Below are 12,064 nucleotides of genomic sequence, written 5' to 3'. Positions count from 1 at the left end.
GTCAGCCTAACCGCGGAAGGGTCTCGGGCGCCTCGCAGGCGTCAGTTGAACGAGTCACCACAGGCGCACGAGCCGGTGGCGTTGGGGTTATCGATGGTGAAGCCCTGCTTCTCGATCGTATCGACGAAGTCGATCTTCGCGCCGATCAGGAACGGCACGCTCATCCGGTCGACCGACAGGTTCACGCCGCCGAACTCGGAGACGACGTCACCGTCGAGCGTGCGATCGTCGAAGTACAGCTGGTACCGGAGCCCGGCACACCCGCCGGGCTGCACCTCGATCCGCAGGGACAGGTCGTCCCGACCCTCCTGGTCCAGCAGCGCCTTGGCCTTCGCAGCGGCGGCCTCCGTCAGCACCACACCGGTGGTTTCGGTCTCAGCAGTAGTCATGGTTCTCCTCACAGACGCACGTCGGTGTCTGCTTCAACGGTACTCCCCCACCAACCATTCCCGCCCGCCACGCCTCGCGCGCATCGTCTCACCCGCATCGACGCGGACCCGACCCGATCGAATAGGCTGGACGATGTGAAACTCCCCTGGCAGAAGGCCGACGAATCGACCTCCGAGGCGGCGGAGTCCGCGGCCGGCACCGTCGACGAGACCGCTGCGGATGCTGCGCGCAAGCCCACGCAGACCCCGGGCAAGGGCCGCCCCACGCCCAGCCGCCGTGAGGCGCAGGGCCGCAAGCGCGGCCCCGTCGCCCCCGCTCCGATGACGCGGGCGGAGGCGCGCGCCCGGAAGAAGGAACTGCGCAACTCCATGAGCAAGGAGGAGCGCAAGGCCGCCGCGGCGGAACGCCGGTCGCAGGCCAACGAGCGCCGCGAGCTCATGATGCAGGGCGACGAGCGCTACCTCCCACTCCGCGACAAGGGCCCCGTCAAGGCCTACGTGCGGGACCTGGTCGACGCCAAGCGCCACGTCTCGACGATGTTCATCCCGCTGGCCGTCGCGGTGATGATGTTCATGTTCATCACCGTCAACATGCCCACGCTGGCCGGCATACCGATGCTGATCCTGCTGGTCATGGTGGCCGTGATGGCGATCGAGGGCACTCTGACCGGCCGTCGCATCAACAACCGCGTCCGCGAACGCTGGCCGGACACCACGGAGACCGGCTTCCGCCTCGGCTGGTACGCCTTCATGCGCACCACCCAGCTGCGGCGCATGCGCATCCCGCGGCCGCGGGTCTCGCCGGGCGACGCGGTCTAGGCCGTGGCCCTCACCCTGGTCCTCGGTGGGGTCCGCTCCGGCAAGTCCGCGCGCGCCGAGCAGTTGATCGGCGCGGCCATGCCGTCCGGTGCCGTGCGCTACATCGCCACCGCGCCGCGGCCCGACGGTGACCCCGACCTCACCGCCCGGGTCGCCGCCCATCGGGCGCGGCGCCCCGCGTCGTGGTCCACGGTCGAGACGCAGGACCTGCGCGCGGTACTGTCCGAGGGTTCGGCCCCCACGCTGGTCGACGACCTCGGCGGCTGGCTCGCCGCCCGCCTGGACGCGGCGGGGTGGGAGACCCCGGACAACGTGAACGCCGACGTCGACGGTCTCGTCGCCGCCGCGGCGGCCTACCCGGGCGAGCTGGTCCTCGTCAGCCCGGAGGTGGGCCTGTCGGTCGTGCCCGCGACGCACGCGGGGCGCCTCTTCCAGGATCTGTTGGGGGCGCTCAACGCGCGCCTCGCCGCGATCGCGGACCGCGCCGAGCTCGTCGTGGCCGGCATCCCCGTCGCCCTCGCCGGCCCGTCCGCCGACGGTGCCCCCGCGCCCACCCCGGTCGCGCGGCCCAAGCCCGTGCCGGAGGTCCCCGCGCCGCCGCCGATCGTGCTGCCGCCGTTCGAGCCCGGCGCGGACCCGCTGGCCTTCCCGCCGCTCTCGCCGCCGGATCCGTTCGTCGCCCGCGAGGCCCGGGACCGGCAGCTCGAGCTGACCAAACCCGCCGGCTCGCTGGGGCGGCTGGAGCAACTCGGCGAGTGGATCGCCGGCTGCCAGGGCGTGTGCCCGCCGAAGCAGTTCGAGCGGGCGCGCATCGTCGTCTTCGCGGGCGATCACGGCGTGGCCCAGGGCGGCGTCTCGGCGTACCCGCCGGAGGTCACGGCGCAGATGGTCGCGAACTTCGCCGCCGCGGGCGCCGCGATCAACGTGCTCGCCGCGCAGGCCGGCGCGACGGTCCGCGTCGAGGACATCGCCGTCGCGGGCGACACCGCCGAGGAATTGAGCCGCAACAAGATCCGCCGCTCCTCGGGGGACATCGCCGTGACCGACGCGATGTCCGACGAGGAGACGATCGCCGCGATCGCCGCCGGCCGCCGGATCGCCGACGAGGAGGTCGATTCCGGCGCGGACCTGCTCATCGCGGGCGACATGGGCATCGGCAACACCACGCCCGCCGCGATCCTCGTGGGTGCGCTCACCGACACCGAGCCCGTGCTCGTCGTGGGCCGCGGCACCGGCATCGACGACAACGCCTGGATGCGCAAGGCCGCCGCGGTGCGCGACGGCATGTACCGCGCCCGGCCGCACGTCGGGAATCCGAAGGCCCTGCTGCGCACCATCGCCGGCGCCGACCTGGCCGCGATGGCCGGGTTCCTGGCGCAGGCCGCGGTGCGGCGCACCCCGGTGATCCTCGACGGCGTCGTGGTCACGGCCGCCGCGCTGGTGGCGAACGATCTCGCCCCCGGAGCGGTGAGTTGGTGGGTGGCCGGGCACCGCAGCCCCGAGCCCGCGCACTCCCTCGCGCTCAAGCGCCTCGACCTCGAGCCCCTGCTCGATCTGGGCCTGCGGCTCGGCGAGGGCAGCGGCGCCGCGCTCGCGCTGCCGCTGGTCCGCTCCGCCGTGGCGGTCCTGGGCGAGATGGCGACCTTCGATTCGGCCGGGGTCTCCGGGAAGGCCGCCGACTGACGTGCGGCACCTCGCCGCCGCCGTCGCCTGGATGACGGTCCTGCCCGTCCCCGGCTCGGTGCAGCCGAGCCGGATCGCCCGGCCCGACGGTGCCCGCATCCTCGCCCTGGTACCCGTCACGGGGGCGCTCGTCGGGGCGCTCGTGGTGACGGTCGGCTGGTCGGCGCACGCCGCGGGCCTGCCGACGGTGCTCGTCGGCGCGCTCGCCGTCGGCGCCGCGGCGCTGCTCACGCGCGGCATGCATCTCGACGGTTTCGCGGACTGCGTCGACGGGCTCGGCAGTTACGGGCCGCCCGAGCGCGCGCGGGAGATCATGCGGCAGGGAACGGTCGGCCCGTTCGGTGCCGCCGCCCTCGTGCTGCTCCTCGTGGCCCAGGCGGCCGCGGCGGGCGCGCTCGCCGAACGCGGCCTGTGGCTCGCGCTCGGCGTCGCCGTGGGCGCCGCCCGGGTCGCGGCCGTGCTCGGCTGCCGGCGGGGGTGGTCACCGTCGAACCCCGACGGATTCGGCGCGCTCACCGCCGGCACCCAGGGCCTTGCGGCGCAGGGCTTCTGGCTCCTGGCCGCCCTCGCCGCCGCCGTCCCGACGGTGCCCGCCCGCCCCTGGCAGGGCCCCGTCGCCGTGCTGATCGCGCTCGCCCTCGCGCTCCTGGTCATGCGGCACTGTGTGCGGCGATTCGGCGGGATCAGTGGCGACGTCCTGGGATTCGGCATCGAGCTCGCCACGGTGGCCGCGGTGATCGGCATGTGCGTCACCCCCTGACACGCACCCGCCTTCCCGCTCCCCCCGCCGCGGCCGCCACCCCACCCCTCCAGCGCGGAACGGAAACCGGTCTTGACGACGTGGAGAACGCGGACATAGTCTGACAACACACGTAGTCACACGACGATCCGCGAGGCCGCCATGACCGCAACCGTCCCGACGCAGGTACCCGCTCGGCACCCGGCCTCCCCGCGCCCGGTACCTCCCGGCATCGCGATGGTCAGCCGGCTGCTCCGGCTCGCCGAGCCCACACCGGCGGAGTTCCGCCGGTTCGGCGAGTTGCTCACGGTCGGGGACGCGCCGATGGACGACCTCGTGGAATGGATCCACGAGGACCGCGATGCGCGCAGGCCCCTCTTCGACCGCGCCCTGAACGAGGGCATCGCCGCGGTCCCCGAGGCACCGTCGGAACTGCGGGACTTCTTCGCGGACATGGAGTCCGCCCCGGACTGGGTCGACTGGGACAAGATCCTGCTCGGCGGGCAGCTCCTGCGCAGCGGCGGCGCCGACGGCTTCGCCATCGCGCGCGACGTAGCGCTGATGGGCGGCTACCTGTTCTCCGGCTTCAACCAGACACTGCTGCGCACCGGTGCGCTCGAGAAGGGCTCGAACAAGCGATTCGCGGAGACCTCGCAGTGGGCGCTCGACGTGATCACCCCCGGCGGGCTGCGACCGGGCGGCGCCGGCTATCGCTCGACCCTGCACGTGCGGTTCATCCACGCGATCGTGCGCCGGCACGTCGCGGCACTCCCCGACTGGGACGGCGAGACGCACGGCCTGCCGATCAATCAGACCGACATGGCGGCCACCCTGGTCGGCGCCCTCATCGCCCCGGTGACGACGGGCACCGGGATGGGCATGCTCGCCCACCCCCGCGAGTACGAGGCCGCGGCGCACCTGACGCGCTACGTCGGACACCTGATGGGGGTGCACGACGACTTCCTGCCGCACAGCTTCCGCGACAGCCTGCGGATCCTCTTCCAGACCTCGCGCGCACTGTCCACGCCGGACGAGACGAGCAGGGCCCTCGCCCGGCCCATGGCCGACGACCCGATGACCTGGAACTACCGCCGCCTCAAGGGGATCCGCCGCCGGATCGCCCGATCGCAGCACCTGTCCGTCGCGACGGCCTACCTCGGCAGGACGGCGATGAAGGAGCTCGGCGTCCCGTCGACCCTCCCCTGGTACCCGGCCCTCCGGATCCCCTACCACCTGATCGAATCCGTGTTCAATCAGCTCCCCGGCGGCCGGGAACGCGCCGCCCGGCGCGGCGACCGCAGCCAGGCACGATTCATGCGAACCCTGGGCGCCGACGCGACCGTCGGCGCCTCGGCGATGCATCACTGAGATCTCCACCACTCTTGACACGGTCCTGTTGCGCGCGTCATAGTGAAAACGTTCCCGGGAACGTTTTCATCACCCAGACGCAAGGAGCCCGACAGCATGACCGCCTTCCCCGACCTCCGTGGCCTCAACCCCGCCCCCGTCACCCCGTTCACCCGCGACGGTGCCGTCGACCACGCCGCGATGGCCAAGCTCGGCACCTGGCTCGCAGGCGTCGACGGGGTCAAGAGCCTCGTCGTCCTCGGCCACGCGGGCGAGGGGACGTTCCTCACCCAGACCGAGCAGACGGACCTGATCCGCAACCTCAAGGCCGCCGTCGACCTGCCGATCATCGCGGGCATCACGGGCGAGGGCACCGCGGTCGCCGTGGCCGAGGCGAAGCGCGCCGTCGAAGCGGGTGCCGCTGCCGGCCTCGTCTACCCCTCGCACGGGTGGCTGCGGTTCGGGTACCAACCGGGCGCCCCGCAGGACCGCTACCGCGCCATCTACGAGGAGACCGGCCTGCCGCTGATCCTGTTCCAGTACCCGGACGCGACCAAGGCCACCTACAACCTCGATACCCAGCTCGAGATCGCGGCGCAGGAAGGCGTTTTCGCCACCAAGAACGGCGTGCGCAACATGCGTCGCTGGGACACCGAGATCCCCGTGCTGCGCAAGGAGAACCCGGATCTGGTGATCATGAGCTGCCACGACGAGTACCTTCTGCACACGATGTTCGACGTCGACGGTCTGCTCGTGGGCTACGGCGGGCTGGCCCCGGAGCCGCTCGTCGAGCTGATCGCCGCCGGTAAGGCCCAGGACTACCCCGCCGCGCGCGCGATCCACGACCGGCTCCTACCCATCACCAAGGCGGTCTACCACCGCGGCTCGCACATGGAGGGCACCGTCGCGCTCAAGGAGGGCCTGGTCGCACGCGGAATCCTCGAGCACGCAACGGTCCGATCGCCGCTGCTCCCGCTCGGCCCCGGCGCCCACGAGGAGATCGCCGCGGCGCTCTCCAGCGCCGGTCTCCTCTGAGCACCCCGCCGAAAGGTCACGCACCATGTCCGCCACCACGAGCGCGTCCACCGCGGCGGCCGCCGCGAACGCGCAGCTGACCGCACGGCTCGAACGCATCCCGATCACCCGCCGGCTCCTGATGATCCGCGTGATCATCGGCTCTGCGACCTTCTTCGACGCCTACACGGTCCTGGTCATCGCCTTCGCGATGCCGCAGCTCAAGGACCAGTGGGGCCTGAGCCCCTCGCAGGTCGGCATGATCCTCTCCGCCGGGTACCTCGGCCAACTGGTCGGCGCGCTCGGATTCGGATGGCTGGCCGAACGCATCGGGCGCCTCCCCACGCTGCTCATCACCATCGTCCTGTTCGTCTCCATGGACGTCGCGTGCCTGTTCGCGTGGAGCGGTACGTCGATGCTGGTCTTCCGCTTCCTCCAGGGCGTCGGCACGGGCGGCGAGGTGCCCGTCGCCTCGGCGTACATCAACGAGTTCATCGGTGCGCGCAAGCGGGGCCGGTTCTTCCTGCTCTACGAGCTGATCTTCCCGATCGGCCTGATGTTCGCCGGCATCGCCGGGTACTTCCTCGTGCCGCAGTTCGGCTGGCGGGCGCTGTTCATCGTCGGCATGATCCCGGCGCTGCTGATGATCCCGCTGCGGATCTTCATGCCGGAATCACCGCGCTGGCTGGCCGCCACCGGGCGGACGGAGCGGGCGGAGAAGGTCGTCTCGATGCTCGAACGGGAGGCGATCCGGGAGGGCAAGGAGCTGCCCGCCGTCCCCGAGGTCGCGGTCGATCCCCGCGCGATGGTCAAGTCGGACTGGCGGGAGCTGTTCCGCGGGGTCTACCTGCGGCGCACGTTGATGATCTGGGTGCTGTGGATCAGCGCGTACACGATCAACAACGGCATGGTCACCTGGCTGCCGACCCTGTACAAGTCGCACTTCCATCTCGACCTGCAGAAGAGCATCTTCTACGGGTGGACGACCTCCGCGGTCGGCGTACTCGCGTCCGTCGCGTGCGCCCTGCTGATCGACCGGGTCGGTCGCAAGCGCTGGTACACGGCGGCGTTCCTGCTCGCGATCGTCCCGCTCACGGTGCTCGCGGTGCTCGGCGCGACCTCGGCGGTGCAGGTCCTCGTCGGCGCGACCCTCGCGTACGCCATCCTGCAGACGATCTCGTTCTCGCTCTACCTGTACTCCGCGGAGCTCTACCCGACGCGCCTGCGCGCCGTCGGCACGGGCTTCGGCAGTGCGTGGCTGCGGATCGGTTCGTCCATCGGGCCGGCCATGGTCGGGTTCGTGGTGGCCGGCGTGGGCATCCGCTGGGTCTTCATCGCCTTCGCGCTCATCGCTCTGGTCGGGGGCCTGACGGTGCTGCGGTTCGGGATCGAGACCCAGGGCGTCGCGCTCGAGGAGCTGTCTCCGTAACGGAGCGCGACGAGCGCCCGGCCCAGTAGCCGCGGCGGGGACGACGACGTTCCCGCCGCGGCTACCATGGTCTTCGAACAGCGCCGATCCGCGGCAGCGCGGAAGCTTCCCGCGGCGCCGATAACGGGCGGGGTGACGATGGAACCGGTTCAGCAGCGCAGGCAGAACGCCACCGTCACCCTGCGTGATGTCGCCAAGGCCGCCGGGGTCAGCCTGTCGACCGCCAGCCGCGCGCTCGACGACCGCCCCGGCCGATCCAATTCCTCCGCGGCCGAGCACACCCGGAAGGTCGCGCGAGAACTCGGATACCGGCGCAACACCATCGCCTCGAACCTGCGGCGCGGCGAGACCGGCACGCTCGGCGTGGTGGTCCCCCGCCTCAGCGACACCGTGATGGCCCTGATGTTCGAGGCCATCGAGCGGGTCGCCTCCCGCAGCGGATACTTCGCGGTCGTGGCCACGAGCGGCGACAGCCCGTCCGAGGAGCGGGACGCCGTCGAGACCCTGCTGGCCCGCAACATCGACGGTGTCATCATCGCCTCGACCCGCCGGCTCGACAGCCTTCCGGCGCGGCTGCGCGCCCGCGGCATCCCCCACGCACTGGTGCTGCGCACCGACGGCATCAGCCCGTCCTCGATCGGTGACGACGAGACCGGCGGCTATCTCGCGGTCCGCCACCTCCTCGACCTGGGGCACACCGACATCGGGTTGCTCACCGGGCCGCAGTTCGCGTCGAGCGCGGCGGGACGGCTCGCCGGCGCCACCCGCGCGCTCGAGGAGGCCGGCGTCGAGATCCGTCCGGAGTGGCTGCTCGAGACGGGCTACGGCGTCGAGGACGGCGCCTCCGGCGGCGAGCGCCTCCTGACGGCGCCGAGCGTGCCGTCGGCGGTCTTCGCGGCGAACGACAACCTCGCGGTCGGGCTGTACTCCGCGGCGCAGCGGCACGGCGTGGCCATCGGCACGGACCTGGCGGTGGTCGGCTACAACGACGTCCCGCTGGCCGCCCATCTGCCCGTCCCGCTGACCACCATGCGTACAGCGTTCGACCAGATCGCAGCGAGCGCAGTGGAACTCGTTCTCACCCAGCCCGCCCCGGACGACCCGATCCGGAAGGTCCTGCCGACCCTCATCCCCCGTTCGTCCTCCGGCCCGCCCCGCCGCCGCTAACAGAGCATCGTGCATCCGAGGGGTGTGGCGTGCGGTGGGGGAATGGGCGCCGCATGGGGGTCGGCTGCTCCCCCTCGTGGCGTGGCTGCGTCTGGTGGGGGAATCGGCGTCTGGTGAGCGGGGTGTGGCGTGTGGTGGGGGAATGGGCGCCGCGTGGGGGTCGGCCGAGCCCATCCCGGACGACCGGCTCCCTGTGGGGGAACGAACGTGGAGGCCGCGGATCGGTGCCGCGCGGGGGACGACCGAGGAGACCGGGTACGGCGGCACGTCTCCGTGTGGCGAGCGCATCAGATGCGAACCACCCGCAACTCGCAGCGCCGCGCCGCCCCTGAGCCAGCCGGCTCCAGCCGTGCTCGTCCGGCACGGTGCCGCGCTGGATGCCGGTGAGACTCTCGCGCAGAGCCATGGTGATCTCACCGGGCTCGTCGTTCCGTCGACCCTCCCCTGGTACCCGGCCCTCCGGATCCCCTACCGCCTGGTCGATACCGTGTTCAATCAGCTCCCCGGCGGCCGCAGCCAGGCGAAGTCACCCATTAGCCGACATCTTTCGAAGCGTTCTGCGACGGACCACACGGAATTCATCGCAGAACGCTTCGAAAGATGGTGCGCCGATAGGGTCCTCACCGGAGGATCTCGATGAGCTGGAACGCGTCTTCGGTATGCCACTGCCGCAGCTGTATCGCGACTTCCTCGGATGGCACGGGCCGAATCCCTACGACGAGTATCCGTGCACGGCGTACATGATCAGTTACCACGAACTGACGTCAGCACGTAACGCGATCGAGAAGTTGACGATGCTTCGGGAGCTGCGCGCGGACGAACCGGGTTGGATCGAATCGACATGGTGGGGCGAGTACTTTCTCCCGCTCATGGAGCACGGCGGTCCAGAACTGGTCGTCGATATGGCAGGTGAGGCTCGACTGCCAGGAGGCGATTCACGTCCTTATCCGAGCGTTGCCGGCCAGGTCCTCGAGTTCCACCATGCCGACGAGCTCCGGCCCGTCCACGCCCCGAACCTGGAAACGTGGATCGAGGCTGTCATCTTGTCTTGTGAGCGCGGAATCTTCGACACCGATATCAGGGACTACGGGAAGGAAGCCGTGGTCCCGACGACTACTACTGAACGCGAACGGCCCGCACCGGAATCGGTGCGGGCCGCGAGCGTGAGTGCCGATATCAGCCGAGCGTGTGCATCCAGCCGTGCTTGTCCGGCACGGTGCCGCGCTGGATGCCGGTGAGGGTCTCGCGCAGGGCCATGGTGATCTCACCGGGCTCGCCGTCGCCGATGGTGAAGTCCTCCGACGCGCCCTTGACCCGCCCCACGGGCGTGATGACGGCGGCGGTGCCGCAGGCGAAGACCTCGGTGATGGCGCCCGAGGCGACACCCTCCTTGAGCTCGGTGACGGTGATCCGCCGGACCTCGGTCTCGAGGCCGGCGTCGCGGGCGACCTGGAGCAGCGAGTCGCGGGTGACGCCGGGCAGCAGGGTGCCGGTGAGCTCGGGCGTGACGACCCGGGCCTCGGCGCCCGAACCGAAGACGAAGAACAGGTTCATCCCGCCCATCTCCTCGATCGCCTCGTGCTCGAGCGCGTCGAGCCAGACGACCTGGTCGCAGCCCTGCTGCGCGGCCTGGGCCTGCGCCACCAGCGACGCGGCGTAGTTGCCGCCGCACTTGGCGAAACCGGTGCCGCCGGGTGCCGCGCGCACGTACTCGCGGGAGAGCCACACCGAGACGGGCTTCACGCCCCCGGCGAAGTAGGCGCCGGCCGGCGAGGCGATCACCAGGAAGCGGTAGCTGTTCGAGGGCTTGACGCCGAGGGTCTCCTCGTCGGCGAAGATGAACGGGCGGAAGTACAGGGCCTCCTCGCCGCCGGCGGCGGGCACCCACTCCCCGTCGACGGCCACGAGCTGCTTGAGCGATTCCACGAAGACGTCCGCGGGCAGCGGCGGGATCGCGAGGCGCTCGGCGGACCGCTGGAACCGGGCGGCGTTCGCCTCGGGCCGGAAGGTGGCGACCGAACCGTCGGGCTGGCGGTAGGCCTTGAGCCCCTCGAAGATCTCCTGCGCGTAGTGCAGCACCGACGCCGACGGCTCCATCGGAATGGGGCCGTAGGGCAGCACTTCCGCGTCGTGCCAACCCTTCTCCTCGTTCCAGCGGAGCGAGACCATGTGGTCGGTGAAGTACCTGCCGAATCCCGGGTTCGCCAAGATCTCGGAGCGCTCAGCCGCAGAGCGGGGGTGGTCGTTGCGGGTGAGGGCGAAGGCCGTGCCAGTTGTCATGGGACATGATTCTACGACTCGCGCGTGCGGGCGCGGGCGCCTATCAGTAGGAACCCCGACTAATTCTTCGGGGGCCGGGACACGTCCTCCGCGCCGCTACTTCGTGTTCGCCTCGACGAACGGCGGCAGCACGACCTCGCACTCGATCGCACGGCCGCGGACGTCCACGCTGACGACGGTGCCCTTCTCGACGCCGGCCGCGGAATCGATGAGCGCCAAGGCGATTCCGGTCTTGAGGGTGGGGCTGAAGGTACCCGACGTGGTGGTGCCGATCGGCGCACCGTCGGCGGAGAGGACCGTGAGGTCGGCGCGCAGCACGCCCTTGCCGGTGGCCCGCAGGCCCCAGAGCCGGCGGGCGGGACCCGCCTCCTTCTCCGCCAGCAGCGCCTCGCGCCCGACGAACTCCGGCTTCTTCCAGCCGACGGCCCAGCCCGCGCGCGCCTGCACTGGGGTGATGTCGACGGTCAGCTCGTGCCCGTGCAGCGGGTAGCCCATCTCGGTGCGCAGGGTGTCGCGGGCGCCCAGGCCGGCGGGCTGGCCACCGCGGGCGGTGATCTCCGGCAGCAGGGCCCGGAAGACGGTCTCGGCATCGTCCCAGGCGGGGATGAGCTCGTATCCGTGTTCACCGGTGTAGCCGGTGCGGCAGACTCGTACGGGCGTGCCGTTCAGGGACGCGTCCTCGTAGGCCATGTACTCCATGTCCGTCGGCAGCCCCACGGCCTGCAGCACCTCCGCCGACCTCGGGCCCTGCACGGCGAGCACGGCGTAGTCGCGGTGCTGATCGACGACGGTGACCCCTTCCGGAGCCCGGGAGCGCAGGTGCTCGACCACCGCGGCGGTGTTCGCGGCGTTGGGCACGAGGAAGAGCTCGTCGTCGGAGACGTAGTAGACGATGAGGTCGTCGATCACCCCACCGGACTCGTTGGTGCACAGCGTGTACTGCGCCTTGCCCGGGTGGATCTTCCCGAGGTCCGCGGTGAGCACCCGGTTGACGAAGTCCTTCGCGCCGGGCCCGGCGACGGTGGCCTTGCCGAGATGACTGACGTCGAAGATCCCGACGGCCTCGCGGACGGCGGTGTGCTCGCCGACGGTGCCCGCGTACTTGACGGGCATCGACCAGCCGCCGAACGGCGCGAACGCCGCACCCAGCTCGACGTGCACGGCGTTCAGGGGTCCCTCGATCAACGTCTCGCTCAT

Annotated in this window: 11 protein-coding genes; 8 read left to right on the top strand and 3 right to left on the bottom strand. The window is 71.2% G+C overall.

The annotated features are described in order from the left end of the window. Positions 1-41: 41 nt before the first annotated feature. Positions 42-389, bottom strand: coding sequence for a HesB/IscA family protein (locus AC21LY_RS09620; RefSeq protein WP_489046234.1), 348 nt, complete (start codon positions 387-389; stop codon positions 42-44). Between the two features lie 135 nt (positions 390-524). Here AC21LY_RS09620 and AC21LY_RS09615 point away from each other — a divergent pair, with 135 nt between their 5' ends. The 8 genes from AC21LY_RS09615 to AC21LY_RS09580 all read left to right on the top strand — a co-directional run bounded on the left by AC21LY_RS09615 (position 525) and on the right by AC21LY_RS09580 (position 9,825). Further along, entirely contained in the window at positions 525-1,208 is a 684-nt protein-coding gene (locus tag AC21LY_RS09615; protein WP_489046233.1) for a DUF3043 domain-containing protein, read from the top strand. Positions 1,209-1,211: 3 nt separating this feature from the next. Continuing rightward, positions 1,212-2,891, top strand: a complete 1,680-nt coding sequence (cobT, locus tag AC21LY_RS09610; RefSeq protein WP_489046232.1) for a nicotinate-nucleotide--dimethylbenzimidazole phosphoribosyltransferase — start codon at positions 1,212-1,214, stop codon at positions 2,889-2,891. Between the two features lies 1 nt (position 2,892). Beyond that, the gene (locus tag AC21LY_RS09605; RefSeq protein ID WP_489046231.1) at positions 2,893-3,651 is read left to right on the top strand and encodes an adenosylcobinamide-GDP ribazoletransferase; all 759 of its coding nucleotides are present in this window, start codon (positions 2,893-2,895) and stop codon (positions 3,649-3,651) included. A 141-nt stretch (positions 3,652-3,792) separates the two neighbouring features. Then, positions 3,793-4,998: an oxygenase MpaB family protein gene (locus AC21LY_RS09600; protein ID WP_489046230.1), complete on the top strand. Its 1,206-nt coding sequence runs from the start codon at positions 3,793-3,795 to the stop codon at positions 4,996-4,998. A 96-nt stretch (positions 4,999-5,094) separates the two neighbouring features. Next, positions 5,095-6,012 carry a dihydrodipicolinate synthase family protein gene (locus AC21LY_RS09595; protein WP_489046229.1) on the top strand — a complete coding sequence of 306 codons (918 nt, stop codon included), beginning with the start codon at positions 5,095-5,097 and terminating at the stop codon, positions 6,010-6,012. Between the two features lie 25 nt (positions 6,013-6,037). Continuing rightward, positions 6,038-7,420 (top strand): MFS transporter, encoded by a 1,383-nt coding sequence (locus AC21LY_RS09590; protein WP_489046228.1) that lies wholly within the window; start codon positions 6,038-6,040, stop codon positions 7,418-7,420. Between the two features lie 138 nt (positions 7,421-7,558). Beyond that, positions 7,559-8,587: a LacI family DNA-binding transcriptional regulator gene (locus AC21LY_RS09585; protein ID WP_489046227.1), complete on the top strand. Its 1,029-nt coding sequence runs from the start codon at positions 7,559-7,561 to the stop codon at positions 8,585-8,587. A gap of 377 nt (positions 8,588-8,964) precedes the next feature. Then, positions 8,965-9,825, top strand: coding sequence for an SMI1/KNR4 family protein (locus AC21LY_RS09580; protein WP_489046226.1), 861 nt, complete (start codon positions 8,965-8,967; stop codon positions 9,823-9,825). On the opposite strand, the gene AC21LY_RS09575 is transcribed toward AC21LY_RS09580, so the two are convergent. Together AC21LY_RS09575 and gcvT are read right to left on the bottom strand one after the other, a co-directional pair. Continuing rightward, entirely contained in the window at positions 9,764-10,867 is a 1,104-nt protein-coding gene (locus tag AC21LY_RS09575) for a branched-chain amino acid aminotransferase (RefSeq protein ID WP_489046225.1), read from the bottom strand. The genes AC21LY_RS09580 and AC21LY_RS09575 overlap by 62 nt on opposite strands. A 96-nt stretch (positions 10,868-10,963) precedes the next feature. After that, complete coding sequence (gcvT, locus tag AC21LY_RS09570; RefSeq protein WP_489046224.1) at positions 10,964-12,064, bottom strand: glycine cleavage system aminomethyltransferase GcvT; 1,101 nt, start codon at positions 12,062-12,064, stop codon at positions 10,964-10,966.

The organism is Tsukamurella sp. II2bb, assembly GCF_057815145.1.
Note: the sequence above shows the minus strand (reverse complement) of the source record. Positions and strands in the feature narration are given on the sequence as shown.

What these genes read in the sequence shown, in the direction of transcription:
- AC21LY_RS09595 (WP_489046229.1), top strand. Translation starts at nt 5,095, where the DNA reads ATGACCGCCTTCCCCGACCTCCGTGGCCTCAACCCCGCCCCCGTCACC.
- AC21LY_RS09600 (WP_489046230.1), top strand. Translation starts at nt 3,793, where the DNA reads ATGACCGCAACCGTCCCGACGCAGGTACCCGCTCGGCACCCGGCCTCC.
- AC21LY_RS09580 (WP_489046226.1), top strand. Translation starts at nt 8,965, where the DNA reads ATGCCGGTGAGACTCTCGCGCAGAGCCATGGTGATCTCACCGGGCTCG.
- AC21LY_RS09590 (WP_489046228.1), top strand. Translation starts at nt 6,038, where the DNA reads ATGTCCGCCACCACGAGCGCGTCCACCGCGGCGGCCGCCGCGAACGCG.
- AC21LY_RS09585 (WP_489046227.1), top strand. Translation starts at nt 7,559, where the DNA reads ATGGAACCGGTTCAGCAGCGCAGGCAGAACGCCACCGTCACCCTGCGT.
- AC21LY_RS09620 (WP_489046234.1), bottom strand. Translation starts at nt 389, where the DNA reads ATGACTACTGCTGAGACCGAAACCACCGGTGTGGTGCTGACGGAGGCC.
- gcvT (WP_489046224.1), bottom strand. Translation starts at nt 12,064, where the DNA reads ATGAGCGAGACGTTGATCGAGGGACCCCTGAACGCCGTGCACGTCGAG.
- AC21LY_RS09575 (WP_489046225.1), bottom strand. Translation starts at nt 10,867, where the DNA reads ATGACAACTGGCACGGCCTTCGCCCTCACCCGCAACGACCACCCCCGC.